This is a genomic window from Allorhizobium sp. GW101-3B10 (assembly GCF_059424725.1).
This window is the reverse complement of record NZ_JBWKZR010000001.1, coordinates 1181660-1200919: the sequence shown is the minus strand read 5'-3', so window position 1 is coordinate 1200919 and position 19260 is coordinate 1181660. Positions and strand designations below refer to the sequence as shown.

Sequence of the window (19260 nt, the reverse complement as noted above, 5' to 3'; positions counted from 1 at the left end):
AAATGAGCAATGCAATCAAGCAGTCCGGCGCCTATCTCGAGATCGTGTCCTTTCATCTCGCCGAACAGGAATTCTGCATCGACATCATGGCGATCCGCGAAATCCGCGGCTGGGCGCCGGTGACCCCGATGCCGCATACCCCGCCCTACGTGCTCGGCCTCATCAACCTGCGCGGCGCCGTAATCCCGGTCATCGACATGGCCTGCCGCCTCGGCATGAAGATGACCGAACCGTCGGAGCGCGCCGCCATCATCGTCACCGACATCGCCGGCAAGCTGGTCGGCCTGCTGGTCGAACAGGTCTCCGACATGATGACCATCAAGGGCGAAGACCTGCAGCCCGCACCGGAGATCATTCCCGAGGAACAGCGCGCCTTCTGCCGCGGCATCGTCGCCCTGGAGAAGTCGATGGTCTGCTTCCTCAATCTCGACACAGTCATCGCCGACGAGCTCGCCCAGGCCGCCTGATCGCCTGATCGCCTGAGTATTTCGGATCTTCCCACCCCTAACCCCGCTTGCCGCGGGGTTAGGGGCCGTTTTTGTGCATCCGGCAAAGACAGGCTGCCGCGCGCGGCAAACTTTCCGCCGCGCCAAAGCCCATAAAACGACGCCCTCTTCATATCATTCGGACATTCAGGCCATCGACGCCGCCGGTATCGTCCATGTCCGTCAGGGACAACATCCAGCCGAAACGAATTGCGCTCCGAACTCGAAAGAGATCGGAGCGCAACTTTGTTCGAATTCGAGGCTGCAACCCCTCGCATGGCAAGACATGAACAGCAAGCGAACAACTTGGGGTGATGTGCCGCGTACCGATGTCCATTTGAAGTTTGCCAAACTTTGGCGGGCAGCGAAAGTGACATGGCGCGAAAAAATGAACATTGGGCCGTTCCGGACTGACCAATTTTGGGCCAAAGAGCAACCATGCCGCCGGACCCGGCCATACAACCATCCGGCGTACCCGGCCGGCTTACGGCTTGCCGTTCACCCAGTTGACCGGCTGGCCGAACAGCGGCACCGTCGAGATCGCCATCTTGGCTGAGCCGTCGACGACCTGGCGCGAGTGAATCAGGTAGATCAGCGTGTCGTTGGCCTTGTCGTAGATGCGATTGACGACCAGTTGCTTCCAGATCAGCGACATGCCCTCGCGGAACACTTCCTCGCCCTCCTTCGACAGATCGATGTCGCCGATCTCGATCGGCCCGGTCTGGCGGCAGGCGATCGAATTGTTCGACGGATCCTCGAACCAGTTGCCCTTCGACAGCCGGTCGATGATCGAACGGTCGAAATAGGTGACGTGGCAGGTGATGCCCTTGATCTTCGGATCGGTGACCGCCTCGACGATGATGTCGTTGCCGACCCAGTCGACACCGACCTCCCCCACGACCTCGGCAGCGGCCGGGTTGGCGAGGGCTGAAAGAGCGACCGTGGCGGACAAGAGCAGGGATCGGATCGACATGGCAAATCTCCAGGGATGACTGCAAACTAGATAAGGGCGGCAGGCCGCCTTACAAGGCCGGCTCGCGCCGGGCCATGCGGCGCACCGAGCAGGCGTCGTAGCCGCCGCGGTAGAGCCGGCCGGCGGAGATCCCGATCCGCGCCGGCAGCTCCGCCATATGGGCGGCACCAGCCTCGCGCATCATGGCGATCGAGGCAAGCGCACAGACCCGGGCATCGTCCGCCGCATTGTGATGCATGAAGGTGAGCCCAAGATGGGCGGCGAGGCTGTTCAGACGATGCGAGCCGAGCTGCGGCCACATGCGCTGGGCCATCTTGACGCTGCACAGATAGGACAGTTCCGGATAGGGCTGGCGATAGGCATCGAGGGCGGAGCGCCAGACCGAGAAGTCGAAGGCGGCATTGTGGGCGATCATCATCGAACCTGAGAAATCCTCGGCGAATTCGTCCATCACTTCGGGAAACTCAGCCGCATCCTCGACATGCTCCGGCCGGATGCCGTGAATGGCGATGTTGAACGGCGAGAACCGCATGGACTTCGGCCGGATCAGCCGCTCTTCGACGCGCACCACTTCGCCGCCCTCGATCCAGGCGAGCCCGACCGAACAGGCGCTGCCGCGCTCTTCGCTCGCTGTTTCGAAATCGATGGCGATGGTTTTCAAGGGAAACGACTCTTCGGATTCGTTGGCGCTGTCCGGTCATACGGCTTACGCCCAGGCGAAGCAAATACGACATATCCCCGCAGCATGGCCCGGCGGCCGGCTTTCGACACCCGGGCTTCGCCCGCATTTCTCGCCTTTTTCGGCCCTCCCCCTATACATTTCGGCGTTAGCCGGGTAGGAACGCCCCAAACATACCCGCAATCGGCGGGCGCGGTGCATTGGCCCGCTCCACACACCCATTTCGAAAGACCTATTCCATGACAGAATTCAACGGCATCGTAGCGCCGATCGCAGAGGCATTGTCCAAGCGCGGCTATGCGACGCTGACCCCGGTGCAGCAGGCCATGCTCGACCCGGAACTCGAAGGCGCCGACGCGCTGGTCTCGGCCCAGACCGGGTCGGGCAAGACGGTCGCTTTCGGCCTCGCCATCGCGCCGACGCTTCTCGCCGGCGAAAACCGCTTCGGCCGCGCCGGGGCGCCGCTGGCTCTCGCCATCGCGCCGACCCGTGAGCTTGCCATGCAGGTCATGCGCGAACTGGAATGGCTCTATGAGAAGACGGGCGCGGTGATCGCCTCCTGCGTTGGCGGCATGGACGTGCGCAACGAGCGCCGGGCGCTCGAACGCGGCGCCCACATCGTCGTCGGCACGCCGGGCCGCCTGCGCGACCACATCACCCGCCGCGCGCTCGACCTCTCGGGGCTGCGCGCCGTCGTGCTGGACGAGGCCGACGAAATGCTCGATCTCGGCTTCCGCGAGGATCTCGAATTCATCCTCGATGCCGCACCCGACGACCGCCGCACGCTGATGTTCTCGGCCACCGTGCCGCGCTCGATCGCCGACCTGGCCAAGAGCTACCAGCGCAATGCCAAGCGCATCGAGACGGTGTCGGAAAAGAAGCAGCATGTCGACATCGAATACCGCGCGCTGACCGTCGCCAATCCCGACCGCGAGAACGCCATCATCAACGTTCTGCGCTTCTACGAAGCCCGGAACGCCATCGTCTTCTGCTCGACCCGCGCCGCCGTCAACCACCTGACGGCCCGGCTGCACAATCGCGGCTTCTCGGTCGTGGCGCTGTCCGGCGAGCTGTCGCAGAACGAGCGCACCCATGCGTTGCAGGCCATGCGCGATGGCCGGGCCCGCGTCTGCATCGCCACCGACGTCGCCGCCCGTGGCATCGACCTGCCCGGTCTGGAACTGGTCATCCATGCCGACCTGCCGACCAATTCGGACACGCTGCTCCACCGTTCGGGCCGCACCGGCCGCGCCGGCAACAAGGGCGTCTCGGCGCTGATCGTGCCGATGAGCGCCCGACGCAAGGCCGAGCGCCTGCTCGCCGGCGCCAATGTGCAGCCGACCTGGGTCCTGCCGCCCTCGGCCGACGACGTTCTGGCCCGCGACGACGAGCGGCTGCTCGCCGATCCGGCCCTGTCGGAAAAGATCAACGAGGACGAAGCCCCGTTCATCGCCACCCTGCTGGCGACCCACGGAGCCGAACAGGTGGCCGCCGCCTTCCTGCGCCTGCAGCGCGGCAATCGCTCGGCCCCCGAAGACCTGATCCCGGTCAGCCTCGACGCCGGCGCTAAGCGCCGCGAGCCGGACTATGCCAACCCCTCGAGCCCGGCGACCAAGCCGCGCTCGGATTTCGGCGCCAGCACCTGGTTCTCGCTCTCCGTCGGCCGCCGCCAGAGCGCCGAGCCGCGCTGGCTGATCCCCATGCTCTGCCGCAACGGCAACATCACCAAGGCGGTGATCGGCGCGATCAAGATGCAGCCGGAAGAGACCTTCGTGGAGATCGCCGAGAGCGGCGTCGAGGGTTTCGTCGAAGCGATCGGCCCGAACAAGACACTGGAGCGCGGCATCATCGTCAAGCGCCTGGACGGCACGCCGGACTTCAGCGCGCCGCCGAAGGAGCGTCCGGTGCGCGACGCAAAACCCTTTGCCGAGAAGAAGCCCTACGAAGGCAAGAAGCCCTACGACGACGCCAGGCCGCAGGGCGACAGGAAGCCGTGGGCCGACAAGCGCGCCGCTTCGCCGGCACGCAGCGTGCCGGACGACCTGGCCCAGGCCGATGCCGAGGTCTGGGGTGCAGCGCCGGCCAAGCCTGCACGCGACGACTGGAGCAGCGACAAGCCTGCCTTCAAGAAGAAGCCGAAAGGCGCCTCGAACGCCTATGACAAACCCGCAAAGCCCGACTGGGCCGGCAAGCCGAAGGGCGACAAGCCCGCCTATGCGGGCAAGGCCGACAAACCAGCCTATGCCGGCAAGCCGAAGGGCAAGTTCGACGATCGCGGCCCGGCATCGGGTCCGAAGAAGAAGAGCTTCAAGCCCAAGGGCTGATCCCCGCTCGAACGCAATGTTACGCAAAGGCCCGCGTATTCCGATGCGCGGGCCTTTGCATTTGCCGCCTCGCCCGCTCCGCCAGGCACCGGTTTCGATCGTGGCCTTTGCCCCTCACCCTGGCCCGACCGGGGTCGAGCCGCGTGTCTCGCCCCGTCCTTCGGACCCCCGCAGGCGGGGAGAGGGAATCCCGTGCCGACCCTTTTCTGCCGTGCCCCCATGGCCTGGCCGGCCCCGCCCCGTCGTCGACGAGGCGACAAGGATGGCACGGGCGGCGAGGGAACAATTGTCCCGCCTCCGCGTTGTCGAGCGCGCAGGAATGGAGCGGGGGCGGTATGTCGGATTTTGCAGTGCGGGGTCATGCGCTGGACCAGCGGCGAAAGGCGAGATCGGCCTTCCTCGCCGGCATGGGGCGTGGGCTCGCCGGGGCGCTCCTCTTCTCCCTCCCCATGCTGATGACCATGGAAATGTGGCAGCTCGGTTTCCATATCGCCCGCGAAAAACTGCTGTTCCTGACGGTCCTCGACCTGCCCCTGCTGGTCATCCTGTCGCATCGCATCGGCTTCGAGGAAACCTTCGACTGGCGCGAAGACGTGCGCGACGCGATCGTCGCCTATGGCATCGGGATTGCGGCGAGCGCGGCGATCCTGTTCCTGTTCGGCCTGCTGAACCTCGATATGCCGTGGAGCGAGGTGATCGGCAAGATCGCCATCCAGGCCGTGCCGGCCAGCATCGGCGCCATGCTCGGCCGCAGCCAGCTGACGCGCGACGAGGACGCCGACTGCGAGGGACCCGAGCCGCGCCAGCGCCGCACCTCCTATTTCGGCGAGCTGTTCCTGATGGTGGTCGGCGCGCTCTTCCTGTCGCTGAACGTCGCGCCGACCGAGGAGATGATCCTGCTCTCCTACAAGATGACCCCCTGGTATGCGCTGGCGACCATCATGCTGTCGATCGCGCTGATGCACGGCTTCGTCTACGCCGTATCCTTCGAAGGCGGCCACGAGCTTTCGCCCGACACACCCTGGTGGCACGCGCTGATCCGCTTCACCCTGCCCGGCTACGTCATCGCGCTGTCGATCAGCCTGTTCATGCTGTGGATCTTCGAGCAGGTCGACGGCACGGCACTGACGCCGCTGGTCTTCGCCATGATCGTGCTCGCCTTCCCCGCCGCCATCGGCGCCGCTGCGGCGCGTCTCATCCTGTGAGGTATTCCATGAGCCCTTCGCACAGCCGCAGGCATACCGAAGCCGACGATCCGCACTGGCTGGAATGGCTGACCGGCCTCGTTTCAGCGGGCCTCGTCCTGGCATTGATCGGCTGGCTCGGCTGGAAGGCTCTGCGCGAAGTGAGCGAACCGCCGGATCTCTCCGTCCAGGTCACCGACACCGAACAGGCATCGCGGGGCTTTCGCGTTTCCTTCGATGTCACCAACAGCGCCAACAGCACGGCTTCCAGCGTTACGGTGCGTGGCGAACTGATCAGGGAGGGCCTGCCGATCGAGGCGATCGAGGTGATGTTCGACTACGTGCCGGCGGAATCGACGGCAAGCGGGGCGATGCTCTTCGTCCACGATCCGGCGACCGCCGAAATGCGGCTGCGTGCCACCAGCTTCACCGACCCTTGAAGGCACCCTTTGTGGTCGCCCGCCACGCTTCAGGCGGCGCAGCCGGCGGAAAACTCCAGGTGATCCAGCATCCGGGCGACGCCCTCGTCCAGCGTGACCTGGGGCTTCAACCCGAAAGAGGCCTGCATCGCCGTATCGCCGCAACGGTAGAAGACGCCCTCCGGCTTGTCGGACTGGCCGCGCACCCGAGGCTGCCAGCCGATCTGCCCGGCGATCATCTCGGCAAGGTCGATGAAGGGGGTGGCGATGCCGGTCGACAGGTTGAGGCTTACCCCCGCCGGCAGACGGTCGACGGTGCGCCAGATGAAATCGACGCAGTCGGAGATGTGGATGAAGTCGCGGCATTGGCGCCCGGATCCCCAGACCGCCACCTCCGCCCGCCCGGCCTCGGCCATCAGGCGTCGGCAGATCGCCGGGAAGGGATAGGCGAGGTCCTGATCCTCGCCATATCCGGAAAAGGGACGATAGGCCACGGCCCGGCCGCCATATCGCTCGACATAGAGCTTCATCAGGAACTCACCGGTGAGCTTGGCCCAACCATAGCTGAGGTCGGGAACGCCAAGACCCGCCTCGAACGAAATCATGTCCTCGCGGAGCAGGACATGGCCGAGAGGCCCCTGGAGGGCGACCGGATAGGCCGCACTGGAACTGGAGTACACGACCGTGCCCGGGCGCGTCTCGACCGCCCACTTCCACATCAGCGAATCGACGGCGAGATCCTCGGCGACGCAGAGCGCCTGGGTTTCCAACATGATGCGCCCGCCGACCACCGCGGCCAGGTGGTAGACATAGTCGAAACGCTCCGCCGAGCGGGCGAAATAGTCGCGGCAATCCATCGGCACGAAGGTGAATTGGCCCTTGGGCGGCACCGGCCAGTGCTCTGGCGCGAGAGCGCCGGTCCCCTGGACCAGCCCGTCGACGCAGACGACATCGAGCCCCTCCGACAGCAGACGTGCGCAGATATGACGCCCCACGAAGCCGGCGCCGCCGGTCACCAATGCCCTCGCCATGGTATCCCCCTCTCCCCTCACGGGCCTTGTCGTCAATGTACGGGCAGGCTGGAATTCCCCCTGTAGATGTCGAGGATGCGCCGTCGCCATTCGTCGTCGGAGGGCGCGATGCGCTTGCCGTATTCATAGGCGCCTTCGCTGAGGTGCCGGACGAGCACGTCGTTGTCCATCAGGGCAATCGTCTCGGCGAGCGAATCCGCATTGCCGCTCTCGAAGACGAGCCCCGCGTCGTTGCGCACCACCTCCTCGGCGATCAGCGCGTTGCTTGAAACGATCACCGGAATGCCGCTCATCACCGCTTCCGCCGCCACCAGGCCATAGGGCTCGGGCATACGCGACGGCATGACGAAGAAGCGCGAATCGGCTGCCAGCCTGCCGACCTCGCTGTCGTCGAGCCAGCCTGGCACATAACAATGGGGCAGCGCCGCCTGAATCTCCTCGAGCAGCGGCCCGCGGCCGATCAGCGTCGCCGAGCGGCCCGTCTTGTTGAGAGCTTCGGCCAGCGTCCGCACCCCCTTCTCCCAGGTCATGCGCCCGAGGTAGAGCATGCGGTCGTTCTGCCAGGACTTGGCCGGCACGGCCGTCAGCGGCTTGCACGGTGTGCGCAACGTCCGGAATTGCCGGATCGCTCCACCGTTCAGATAAGGCTCCATGCTTTCATGCGCGAGGATGACCTCGACCCGGTCCCAGAAATCCGCACCTGCCCCCAGCTGGGTGAGCATCCGGGTGACGCGCCAGAGCTTGTGCAGGTAATTGCGCTTGTCGCAGTCGCTGGCAAGGCAGCCGAGGGAGAGCGGCCTCTGCAGGCAGACCTCGCCGCTGCGGAAATTGAGATAGCCGCCGTTCGGGCAACTGAGGAAGAAATCATGGGCCGTCACGATGACCCGGACCCTGTGGCGGGACAGCGCATGGAAGATCGACGGAGACAGGATCTGCGACCAGCCATGCACATGCACCACCGTCTCCTCGTCGCTGGCAGCGAGCAGCCGGTCGAGCGCCGCATAGGCGGCGCGATTGTAGTTGCGGTCGATCACGTCGCGGGCGTGGACGCCATCGCGCAGCGGTCTTTCGCCGAGCGCCACGACCTTCGCCTTCGGAAAACTGCGCCGCACGGCCTCCCCGTCGTCGCCCACCAGCACCGTGCAATCGATGTCCGCCTCGGTTGCGGCATCGATGCATTGCATCGCCACCTTGGTGGCGCCGCCCAAGACCACAGACACGTCGTTGATCACCAGAAGCCGCATGCCCCGCAGTCCGCCGAAGAGAACCAAACGACAGGACCATGCGCCGCCTCTCAGGCCCGCCGACGCCCCCCGTTTGCATCCTCGATTGACCGCCATTTGGCGGGGTAGTTCAACCTATCCTTTTGCACTATCGGGTACGAACTTCCGGTCAGTTCGACAGCCTTGAGTCCCGGCGGCCCGCGCCGTTTCAACCGGCGGCCAGCGCCGGCCATTCGTCCGCGTCCATGACGGTCACGCCAGGCCCGCGGGTCTTGCCGAGCTTGGGGCGCGGGGCATCCGATTGCCATAGTCTCCGAACCGCATTGGTTCAAATATCTATAGTCGTTGCGTCTGCAACTTTGGTTTGTCGTCGCGCTTGCTTGTCAGAGATCTCTAGCCGGGACCGCCAACCAACTCCAGCCACTCCTCTTCGGTCATGACCTTGACGTCATACTTTTGAGCATCCGCCAGTTTCGATCCAGCCCCCGGACCTGCGATTACCAGATCTGTCTTTCTCGACACCGACCCGGACACCTTGGCACCCAGGCTCTCGGCCTTTGCCTTCGCCTCGTCGCGGGTGAACTTTTCCAGAGCGCCGGTGAAGACCACGGTCTTGCCGGCGACCGGGCTGCCGCTCACGACCGGCGCCTCGGCGTCGATCGGCGTTACTTCCTGGAGCAGCCGGTCCACCACTTCGAGATTGCGCGGCTCCTTGAAGAACTCGACGATCGAGGCGGCGACCACCTCGCCGATGCCGTCGATGGCGTTGAGCTCGTTCCAGGCGTCGCCGAACATCGGCGCAGCCGCCTTCATCGCCTCGGCAAAGGCCGCATAGGAGCCATAGGAGCGCGCCAGCAGCTTGGCGGTGGTCTCGCCGACATGGCGAATGCCGAGCGCGAAGATCAGCCTGTGCAGGGCGATCTCGCGGCGTGCGTCGATGGCGTCGAACAGCTTGCGCACGCTGACGCGGCCGAAACCCTCGATATTCTCGAGCTTGACCAGCGGCGAGGCCTCCTGCCGGCGCTTCAGCGTGAAGATGTCGGGCGCGGTGCGGATCTGGATCGCCGGATCCGCGGCCTCGAAGAAGAAGTCGACCTGCTTGGTGCCGAGCCCCTCGATGTCGAAGGCATTGCGCGAGACGAAATGCTTGATGTGTTCCTTTGCCTGCGCCGAGCAGACGAAGCCGCCGGTGCAGCGCGTGACCGAATCGAGCTTGCCGGTCTTCTCGTTCATCTCCCGCACCGCATGGCTGCCGCAGACCGGGCACCTGGTGGGAAACGGGTAAGGAACGGCATCCGCCGGGCGCTTTTCCAGCACCACGTCGAGCACCTGCGGGATGACGTCGCCGGCCCGCTGGACGATGACCGTGTCGCCGACCCTAATGTCGTGATCCTCCGGCCGGATGCGCTCGCCGGAATTGCCGATTCCCTGGATGTAATCGGCATTGTGCAGCGTCGCATTGGTCACCACCACGCCGCCGACCGTGATCGGCTCCAGCCGCGCCACGGGGGTGAGCGCGCCGGTGCGGCCGACCTGGATGTCGATCGCCTCGACGGTGGTGAAGGCCTGCTCGGCCGGGAACTTGTGGGCGGTCGCCCAGCGCGGGCTGCGCGAGCGGAAGCCGAGGCGTTCCTGCAGGTCGAGCCGGTCGACCTTGTAGACGACGCCGTCGATATCGTAGTCGAGATCGGCGCGCATCAGACCGATCTGGCGATAGTGGTCGAGCACCTCGGCCGTCGAGGTGAGCCGCTTCATCAGCGGGTTGACCGGGAAACCCCATTCGCGGAATCTTTCCACCATGCCCATCTGCGTGTCGGCCGGCATCTCGGACATCTCGCCCCAGGCATAGGCGAAGAATTTCAGCTTGCGGCTGGCCGTCACCTTCGGGTCGAGCTGGCGCAGCGAGCCGGACGCGGTGTTGCGGGGATTGACGTAAGAGGGTTTGCCTTCGGCCTCCATCTGCGCGTTCAGCGCCAGGAAAGCGCTTTTCGCCATATAGACCTCGCCGCGCACCTCGACCACGGCCGGCGCACCGGCCGGCAGCTGCCGCGGGATCTCCTGGATGGTCAGGATATTGGCGGTGACGTTTTCGCCGGTCGTGCCGTCGCCACGGGTCGCGGCCGTGACGAGCCGGCCGTTCTCGTAGCGGATCGACATGGACAGCCCGTCGATCTTCGGCTCGACGGTAAAGGCGATCGAATCGTCCGGCAGGCGACCGAGGAAGCGATAGACCGAGGCGACGAAATCGGCGACGTCCTCGTCGGAGAAGGTATTGTCGAGCGACAGCATCGGCCGCGCATGGACGACCGGGGCGAAGGTCACCGATGGCGCGGCGCCGACGCGTCTCGACGGGCTGTCGGGGCGGACAAGCGCCGGGAACCGGGCCTCGATGGCGTCGTTGCGCCGTTTCAGCGCGTCGTAGTCGGCATCCGAGATCTCCGGTCGGTCCTTGGCGTGATAGAGCGCGTCATGGCGGGCGATCTCTTCCGCCAGCCGGGCAAGCTCGGCCCTCGCCTGCTCCTCGCTCAGATCCTCGACTGCAATCATATGCTCTGCCATAGCCCCTGCTCCGAATTCGACTCGACGGTCTTAGCCGAAATTCACCGGATGAAAAACCTCACGCAGTGCCTGCGAACGGATGGCTCAGCCCAGACTGCCGGCGCAAAGATCGATCCGCGCCAGGAGCGGCAGGTGATCGGAGGCCTTGCGGGCAAGCGGCGTGTCATGCACCGCCATCTCGGCGATCAGGTCGGTGCGGTTGGCCATGATCCGGTCGAGCGAGAGCACCGGCATGCGGGCCGGATAGCTGGGGATCGGGGTCGGCAGCGGGCCGAAGACCGATTCGAGGCGGGTGAGCGCCGATCCGGGGCCGAGGCGCCATTCGTTGAAATCACCCATCAAAAGGGTCGGTCGGTCTTCGCGCCGGCCGATGATGTCGAGGATGGTATCGGCCTGCTGGCGGCGGGCCCAGCGCAGGAGGCCGAGATGGGCGGCGATGATTCGCAGTCCCTCGCGCGATTCGAGGTCGATTTCGGCGACCAGCGCGCCGCGCGGCTCGAGCCCCGGAAGCGCCACCTGGTGCACGTCGCGCACCACGCCCTCCTTGAACAGCAGCACATTGCCGCGCCAGCCATGCGATTTCGGCTTGTGCAGCACCGGCACCGGCATCAGCCCGGTCTCCAGCCGAAGGCGCGGCAGGTCGAGCAGGCCCGACCGCTCGCCGAAGCGCTGGTCGGCCTCCTGCAGGGCGATCACGTCCGGGTTCATTTCGCGGATGACCTCGATGATGCGTTCCGGGTCGAAGCGGCCGTCGGTGCCGACACATTTGTGGACATTGTAGGACGCGACCAGCATGCAGCCGTCGCGCTCCTCCCGCGTCAGCGGATTATGGATGCGATTGGACCGGTTCTTGATCGAGGCGATGACTGCGGAAGCCAGATTGTGGTTGGTCTTCGTCATTTCACTTCCATGCACACTGCAGCATTGCCAGCCCAGCCCCAAGCATAGGGCGCGAAATGGGAGAAACCACGCCCGTTGCGCAATGACGACAGGATTTCAACAAGACAGATCTCCATCACAGATAGGGCGAACCGAGCCAAAGGAAACGGTCGAACAGACGGTAAACGAACGGGCGCCGGCGCAGTTCCTCCTGCGTGACGGGCTCGGCCCCCTCCAGCGAGGCGTCGATGCGCGCATCTATCGTCGCAGCGAAATCCGGATCGAAGACTTCGATGTCGATCTCGAAATTGAGCCTGAGCGAGCGCGAATCGAGATTGGACGAGCCGACAAAGGCCCATTGTCCGTCGACCGTCATCAGCTTCGAATGGTCGAACAGGCCCTGGGCGCGGAAGATCCGGCTACCGTCCTTGAGGATCTGGTCGAACTGGGCGGCCATGGCATGGCTGACGATGGCAAGATTGTTTTGCGCCGGGATGACGATATCGACGGTCACCCCGCGGCGCGCCGCCGTCGCGAGTGCACCGAGCAGGATGTTGTCGGGCAGGAAATAGGGCGACATGATGCGGATCGACCTCTCCGCGACGGAAAAGGCGCCCATCATGATCTTCTGGTTGGTTTCGAGATTGGTGTCGGGGCCGGAGACGACGCTGCGCACGAAGCTCGGCGCGCCGGGCTCGGCGGCGAACGGCGCGACGCCCCAGTCCGCCCCGGTGAGAATCTCTCCCGTCTCGAAATGCCAGTCCTCGGCCGCCACGGCGAAGATGTCGGCGACCGCCGGTCCGGTCAGCCGGAAATGCGTGTCGCGGGCCGCCTCGTCGCCCTCGAAGCCGGCGCGGATGTTCATGCCGCCGAGAAAGGCCACGGCCCCGTCGGCCACCAGGATCTTGCGGTGGGTGCGCAGATTGGCATAGGGCAACCGCAGCCCCATGATGACCTTGCCGTTGAACGTGGCGACCGCCACCCCTGCATCGGTCAGATAGCCGATGATGCTCGGCACGCTGTAGCGGGCGCCGACCGCGTCGATCAGCACGCGGACCGTCACGCCGCGCCTGTGGGCGGCGATCAGCCGGTCGGCCACCCGAATCCCCGCGGCGTCGCGGTCGAAGATGTAGGTTTCGAGGATGATGCTGCGCTCGGCGGCGGCGATCGCCTCGCAGAAGGCGGCATAGGTCTCGCCGCCTGACGACAGCATGTCGATCCGGTTGCCGGAGGAGAGCGCGTGCTTGGAGACCCGGTCGCCGAGCGTCTTCAACCCGGCCATGCGGCTGCCGAAGCGCGACTCCACCGCCTCGCGCGACACGCGGTAGTGCGACAGCGTGCGCCACAGCTCGTCGAGATGCAGCGCGCGGCGGGAAATCAGCGACTTGCGACGGATGCGGTTGACCCCGACCACGGCATAGATCAGCGCGCCGAGCAGCGGCGACAGCACGATGACGCCAACCCAGCCGATCGCCGAGCGGACCTCGCGCTTGGTCATGGTCGCATGGATCGCGGCGGCCGTTCCCATGGCAATCGACAGGACGGCAAGGATATGCGGCCAATAGGCAGACAGGACTTCGAACATCGTGCACCGAGGGAAACAGGTTTCGGCCTTGAATGCAATCGCCGCACCAAAGGTCCGCCGGCGCTCAGTTTTCTCCGGCCAGAAGCCGCGCCGCGGCGGCTCTCGCCTCGTCGGTGACCGAGGCGCCGGCAAGCATGCGGGCGATCTCCTCGCGTCGGTGTTCCGGCTCCATGGTCGCAACCCGGGTGGCGATCTTCTCGCCGCCCTCGCCCGTCGGCCCCTTGGAGATCAGGAGATGCGTGGCGGCACGGGCGGCGACCTGCGGCGCATGGGTGACGGACAGCACCTGCACCTTGGCGGAGAGCCGCTTGAGGCGCTGGCCGATCGCATCGGCGACCGCGCCGCCGACGCCCGTGTCGATTTCGTCGAAGACCAGGGTGGGCGCCGAACCGCGATCGGCGAGCGCCACCTTGAGCGCCAAAAGGAAGCGCGACAGCTCGCCGCCGGATGCGACCTTCATGATCGGCCCCGGACGCGTGCCGGGATTGGTCTGGACGTGGAATTCCACGGTGTCGATGCCCTCGGCGGTCGCAGCCTCCGGATCGCTCGCCACCTCGACCATGAAGCGCGCGCGTTCCAGCTTCAGGGCCGGAAGCTCGGCCATCACCGCCTCGGAGAGCGCAGAGGCGGCATTGCGGCGCTTCGCCGAAAGGACCCCGGCCAGGTGATCGTAATGCGCCTTCGCCTCGATCACGCCGGTCTCCAGCGCGCCGAGCTTCTCCTCGCCGGCATCCAGCTCGGCGAGATCGGCGATCATCTTTTCGGCGAGCGCCGGAAGACCGGTCACCGGCACGGAATATTTGCGGCCCGCGGCGCGCAGGGCAAACAGACGCTCTTCGACCCGTTCCAGTTCGTTCGGATCGAATTCGGTGCGCCGAAGTGCTGCCTCGACCTCCATCTGCGCATTGGAGAGATTGTCGAGCGCCGAATCGAGCAGCTGCACGGTATCCTCGAGAAGGCCCGGCGCCTCGTGGCTCTTGCGCTCCAGCCGGCGGACCAGCGAAGCGATCAGCGGCACCGGCGAGGCATGGCCGTTGAGAAACTCCGAAGCCTCGGCGATGTCACCGGCGATGCGCTCCGACTTCTGCATCGCGGCGCGGCGGTCGGCGAGTTCGTCCTCCTCGCCGTCGCGCGGGGAGAGCTTTTCCAGCTCCTCGACCGAAGCGCGAAGATAATCCGCCTCGCGGGCCGCCGCCTCGACGCGGGCCCGATGGGCTTTCAGCACCCGGTCGGCATCGCGCCAGCGGCGATAGCTCTCGCCGAGGCTGACCGCCTCGTCGGAGAGGCCTGCGAATGCATCGAGCAACATGCGGTGGGCATCGGTGTCGACGAGCGCGCGGTCGTCGTGCTGGCCGTGGATCTCGACCAGAAGCTGGCCCGCCTGGCGCATCAGCTGCACGGATACGGGCTGGTCGTTGATATAGGCGCGGGTGCGGCCGTCGGTCGACTGGACGCGGCGGAAGATCAGGTCGCCGTCATCGTCGACGCCGTTGCCGCGCAGGAGGGTGCGGGCCGGATGGCCCATCGCAACGTCGAAGACCGCAGTCACCTGCCCCTTGTCCTCGCCATGGCGCACGAGCGATCCGTCGCCGCGCCCGCCGAGCGCCAGCGACAGGCTGTCGAGAAGGATGGACTTGCCGGCGCCGGTTTCGCCCGTCAGGACGGAGAGCCCGGCTTCGAAGGCAAGATCCAGCCGCTCGATCAGAACGATATCGCGGATCGACAGCTGGACCAGCATGGCAAACTCATCTCGCGTCTAGGAAAGAAGGGTCAGCTCCCGACAAGAATCTTCTTGCCGGCCCTTGCGATCCACGAACCGGAATTCTCGCGGGGCTCGAGACCGCCCGACTTCAGGAGCTTGTAGGAATCGGCATACCACTGGCTGTCGGGATAGTTGTGGCCGAGCACGGCGGCAGCCGTCTGGGCTTCCTGCACCACGCCCATGGCGAAATAGGCCTCGACCAGGCGCGCCAGCGCTTCCTCGATCTGGTTGGTGTTCGGATATTTCTCGACCACGACGCGGAAGCGCGAAATGGACGCGAGATATTCCTTGCGTTCCAGATAGTAGCGCCCGATCTGCATTTCCTTGCCGGCGAGCTGGTCGCGGGCGAAACGGATCTTGGCCTGGGCGTCGTCGACGTATTCGGAGTCCGGATAGTTGTCGACCACCTTCTGCATGGCGTCGATCGTCTGCAGCGAGCTCTTCTGGTCCTGCGTGACGTTGGAGATCTGCTTCCAGTGCGACAGGCCGACGAGATACTGCACATAGGCGGAATCGTCGGAACGCGGATAAAGGTTGAGATAACGGTTGCCGGTGGAGAGGGCCTCCGTGTAGCGCCCCAGGCGATACTTGGTGAACGTGCTCATCACCAGCGCCTTCTGCGACCATTCTGAGAAGGGATGCTGCGCGTCGATGGCGTCGAACTTGCGCGACGCCTCGACGATGTTGCCGGCCTTGATGTTCGCCAGGCCCTGATTGTAGAGCGTTTCCGGCGGGTCGGTTTCGACGCCGAGCTTGGTGATGTCGATGTCCGGGTCGGACTGGCATGCCGTCAGCAGCGCGCCGGATACCGTCATCATCACACATATACTGGCAATACGCGCGGCTTTATTCACAACGACCGACCCTACATGACTCATTCGACAGTTCCCGATTGCAGCGCCGCTAGAAAACAGTCGCTTTCAACACGCGTTTCTAGCCATAAAAGCAGTATGAGAGCAACGCAATGATGGCGATTTAACGCATTTTTGTGGCGGGACGAAACGAAAGCGCAGAAATGGCCGCGGACGCCCGGCGTCGCCGAAACGCGGAATTTTCCGTCCCGGCATAAAAAAGGGCCGAGGATAGGATGCCTCGGCCCGAGTCTGGAGGTAATTTGAAGGTCAGGCGGACCAGGGAGCGAATTCCGGCACGTTGACCGCGACGAATTCGCGCGCCCGCGCCTGGAGGCTGCGCGCCGGCGCCTCGACGACCTCGTAGGCATCCCGGTTGTCCAGGAGCGCCTTCAGCGCATTGGCGTTCAGCTTGTGGCCGCCGCGATAGGACCGGTAGCAGCCGATGAACTGCGCCCCGGCAAGCGCCAGGTCGCCGACGGCATCGAGCGTCTTGTGGCGGACGAATTCGTCCTTCTCGTAACGCAGGCCCTCGACGTTGATGACCGTATTGTCGTCGGAGATGACGACGGAATTCTCGAGCGAGGAACCGAGCGCGAAGCCGGCGGCCCACAGGCGCTCCACATCGCGCATGAAACCGAAGGTGCGGGCCCGAGACAGCTCGTTCTTGAAGGTCGCAGCCGTCAGGTCGCCGGCCCATTTCTGCCGGCCGATCAGCGGGCTTTCGAAATCGATCTCGACCTCGAAGCGCGTGCCGTCATAGGGACGGAATTCGGCCCAGGAGGCGCCGGCTTCGATGCGGACCGGCTTGGTCACGCGGATATAGCGGCGCTTGACGCCGAGATTGACGATGCCGACCTGCTCGATCGCATCGATGAACACTTCCGAGCTGCCGTCCATGATCGGCATCTCGGCGCCGTCGACCTCGATCACCAGATTGTCGAGGCCGAGCGCATAGATGGCCGCCATGACATGCTCGATGGTGGCGATCGACCGGGCCGGGGAGAAGCCGAGCACGGTGCAGAGATCGGTATTGCCGACCTGCGAGGAAACCGCCTTGAACTCGGCAGAACTGCCATCGTCATAGGTGCGCACGAACACGATGCCCGCGCCGGCCTCGGCCGGCAGCATGTTGAGGGTCACCGTGCGCCCGGAATGGACGCCGATACCCGTCAGGCTGAGGGGAGCTGCGATGGTGGTCTGGAAGCCCAGCAATGCGATTGCCATGAAAAACTGCCTTTAGCGGTGCAACCTGCCCCTGCCCTCAGGCACGGATGTTGCGGCTGCTCTTGTCATTTTCGGATCGGGGAATCAGCGGCCGCTGCCGTCCATGCCCATTTCCGACCCCATACATACGGACAGGGCCGCGTCGTGCCAAATCACTGTTTCTTTCGCATTGTAACGAAACCATACAATTGAAAACAAAAGGAAAACCGCCAACCGGCGGAGGCTTGTAAAACACAAAGGGCCCGGGTCGTGAGACCCGGGCCCTTGATCACTGAAAGCGCTCGATCAGTTGGATTGGCGGCGAAGGAAGGCCGGGATTTCCAGCTGGTCGTCCTCGTGGCTCGAACGCGACGGGGGCGTGGCGCGACCCTGGTCGTCAAGCTGGCCGCGACGCGGCGCATAGAGGCTGGCTTCCGGCGAAAGAGCGCGACGCTGCGGTGCGGCCGTGGCCGGCGCAGAGGCGGTCATGTCGACGGCGGGTTCTTCCTCCTGATGGCGGCCAAGCGAGTTGGTGATCCGCTTCAGGAGACCCATCGGACCGCGTTCGTCCTGGGCGGCCGGAGCCGCCGTGTGGGCGCGGTGATCGATTTCGGCACGCAGCACCGGCGGGAAATCTTCCACCTTGGGCATGCGGACCTGATCGACGGTCTGGCGGACTGCCGGGGCAACCGGCTCGTGGCGAACCGGCGCCGGAGCCTGCATGTCCGGGGCGGCTTGCATGGCCGGAGCCGGACGGCTCATGACCGGAGCAGAAGCGGCAACCGGCTCGGCCGGCATACGCGCTGCGGGCTGTGCTTCGGCGGCAGCAGGCGTGGCGAACAGCCGGCTCTGCGGGCGGAATTCCGGTTCGGCGGCCGGCTGCGGTGCCATGGCAGCCTGACGCGCGATGGCGATTTCCAGTTCGCGTTCCATTTCAGCTTCAGCCGAACGGATCGTTTCTGCCACCGGGTCGATGGTCTTGGGTGCCTGCGCCATTGCAGGCTGAACTGCGGCCGGAGCAGAAGCAACGGCCGCCGAAGGACGGATAAGGGGCTTTGCGACCGGAGCGGCGTCGCGGCCGGCCATGGCATTGGCCGCACGATCGATGCCGGTGGCAACGACGGACACGCGGATCAGGCCTTCGAGCGCTTCGTCGAAGGTCGCGCCGAGGATGATGTTGGCGTCCGGATCGACTTCTTCGCGGATGCGGGTCGCAGCCTCGTCGACTTCGAACAGGGTCATGTCGCGACCGCCGGTGATCGAGATCAGCAGGCCCTGTGCGCCCTTCATCGAGGTTTCGTCGAGCAGCGGGTTGGCAATGGCGGCTTCGGCAGCCTGCATCGCACGGCCCTGGCCCGAAGCCTCGCCGGTACCCATCATCGCACGGCCCATCTCGCGCATCACGGAGCGAACGTCCGCGAAGTCGAGGTTGATGAGGCCTTCCTTGACCATCAGGTCGGTGATGCAGGCGACGCCCGAGTAGAGAACCTGGTCGGCCATGGCGAATGCGTCCGCGAAGGTCGTCTTGTCATTGGCGATGCGGAACAGGTTCTGGTTCGGGATGACGATCAGCGTGTCGACCGACTTCTGCAGTTCCTCTATGCCGGCCTCGGCGAGCCGCATGCGGCGCTGACCTTCGAAGTGGAACGGCTTGGTGACGACGCCGACGGTCAGGATGCCCTTGTTGCGGGCGGCCTGGGCAACGACGGGTGCCGCACCGGTGCCGGTGCCGCCGCCCATGCCGGCGGTGACGAAGCACATGTGGGTGCCGTTCAGGTGATCGATGATCTCGTCGATGCACTCTTCAGCGGCGGCACGGCCGACTTCCGGCTGCGAGCCGGCGCCGAGGCCTTCGGTGACGCTGACGCCGAGCTGGATGATTCGCTCGGCCTTGGTCATGGTCAGCGCCTGGGCATCCGTGTTGGCGACGACGAAGTCGACGCCCTGGAGACCGGCGGTGATCATGTTGTTGACAGCGTTGCCGCCGCCGCCGCCGACGCCGAACACGGTGATCCGAGGCTTCAGCTCGGTGATATCTGGCTTTTGCAGCTTGATGGTCATTTCAGACTTCCTTCTTTCTCCGGCCGCAGCGCCACGCCG

Annotated in this window: 15 protein-coding genes; 4 read left to right on the top strand and 11 right to left on the bottom strand. The window is 65.3% G+C overall.

The window, feature by feature from the left end; translation table 11 throughout:
• Window positions 1-2: 2 nt before the first annotated feature.
• A complete protein-coding gene (locus AC07Y0_RS05660; RefSeq protein ID WP_028735539.1) occupies window positions 3-467 on the top strand; it encodes a chemotaxis protein CheW in 465 nt (154 codons plus the stop codon).
• 502 nt (window positions 468-969) lie between these two features.
• Here AC07Y0_RS05660 and AC07Y0_RS05655 read toward each other — a convergent pair.
• Window positions 970-1458 (bottom strand): CreA family protein, encoded by a 489-nt coding sequence (locus tag AC07Y0_RS05655; protein ID WP_498675356.1) that lies wholly within the window; start codon window positions 1456-1458, stop codon window positions 970-972.
• Between the two features lie 49 nt (window positions 1459-1507).
• Complete coding sequence (locus tag AC07Y0_RS05650) at window positions 1508-2119, bottom strand: 3'-5' exonuclease (protein ID WP_498675354.1); 612 nt, start codon at window positions 2117-2119, stop codon at window positions 1508-1510.
• Window positions 2120-2376: 257 nt separating this feature from the next.
• Between AC07Y0_RS05650 and AC07Y0_RS05645 the strand changes: the two genes are divergently transcribed.
• From AC07Y0_RS05645 to AC07Y0_RS05635, 3 genes are all read left to right on the top strand, one after another.
• A complete protein-coding gene (locus AC07Y0_RS05645; RefSeq protein WP_498675351.1) occupies window positions 2377-4461 on the top strand; it encodes a DEAD/DEAH box helicase in 2085 nt (694 codons plus the stop codon).
• 335 nt (window positions 4462-4796) lie between these two features.
• Window positions 4797-5666 (top strand): TIGR02587 family membrane protein, encoded by an 870-nt coding sequence (locus AC07Y0_RS05640; RefSeq protein ID WP_498675348.1) that lies wholly within the window; start codon window positions 4797-4799, stop codon window positions 5664-5666.
• A gap of 8 nt (window positions 5667-5674) precedes the next feature.
• Entirely contained in the window at window positions 5675-6085 is a 411-nt protein-coding gene (locus tag AC07Y0_RS05635) for a hypothetical protein (RefSeq protein WP_498675346.1), read from the top strand.
• Between the two features lie 29 nt (window positions 6086-6114).
• Here AC07Y0_RS05635 and AC07Y0_RS05630 read toward each other — a convergent pair whose 3' ends face one another.
• From AC07Y0_RS05630 to ftsZ, 9 genes are all read right to left on the bottom strand, one after another.
• Window positions 6115-7095, bottom strand: a complete 981-nt coding sequence (locus AC07Y0_RS05630) for an NAD-dependent epimerase/dehydratase family protein (protein ID WP_498675345.1) — start codon at window positions 7093-7095, stop codon at window positions 6115-6117.
• Window positions 7096-7127: 32 nt separating this feature from the next.
• Window positions 7128-8339: a glycosyltransferase family 4 protein gene (locus AC07Y0_RS05625; protein ID WP_498675343.1), complete on the bottom strand. Its 1212-nt coding sequence runs from the start codon at window positions 8337-8339 to the stop codon at window positions 7128-7130.
• 372 nt (window positions 8340-8711) lie between these two features.
• Window positions 8712-10877, bottom strand: a complete 2166-nt coding sequence (ligA, locus tag AC07Y0_RS05620; RefSeq protein ID WP_498675342.1) for an NAD-dependent DNA ligase LigA — start codon at window positions 10875-10877, stop codon at window positions 8712-8714.
• Window positions 10878-10961: 84 nt separating this feature from the next.
• Entirely contained in the window at window positions 10962-11777 is an 816-nt protein-coding gene (locus AC07Y0_RS05615) for an endonuclease/exonuclease/phosphatase family protein (RefSeq protein ID WP_498675340.1), read from the bottom strand.
• A gap of 115 nt (window positions 11778-11892) precedes the next feature.
• Window positions 11893-13341, bottom strand: coding sequence for a phospholipase D-like domain-containing protein (locus AC07Y0_RS05610; protein ID WP_498675337.1), 1449 nt, complete (start codon window positions 13339-13341; stop codon window positions 11893-11895).
• 64 nt (window positions 13342-13405) lie between these two features.
• The gene (recN, locus tag AC07Y0_RS05605) at window positions 13406-15079 is read right to left on the bottom strand and encodes a DNA repair protein RecN (protein WP_498675334.1); all 1674 of its coding nucleotides are present in this window, start codon (window positions 15077-15079) and stop codon (window positions 13406-13408) included.
• Between the two features lie 32 nt (window positions 15080-15111).
• Entirely contained in the window at window positions 15112-15921 is an 810-nt protein-coding gene (locus AC07Y0_RS05600; RefSeq protein ID WP_498675330.1) for an outer membrane protein assembly factor BamD, read from the bottom strand.
• A 303-nt stretch (window positions 15922-16224) separates the two neighbouring features.
• Window positions 16225-17181: a UDP-3-O-acyl-N-acetylglucosamine deacetylase gene (gene lpxC, locus AC07Y0_RS05595; RefSeq protein WP_498675328.1), complete on the bottom strand. Its 957-nt coding sequence runs from the start codon at window positions 17179-17181 to the stop codon at window positions 16225-16227.
• A gap of 285 nt (window positions 17182-17466) precedes the next feature.
• Window positions 17467-19221, bottom strand: a complete 1755-nt coding sequence (ftsZ, locus tag AC07Y0_RS05590) for a cell division protein FtsZ (RefSeq protein ID WP_498675327.1) — start codon at window positions 19219-19221, stop codon at window positions 17467-17469.
• Window positions 19222-19260 lie beyond the last annotated feature (39 nt).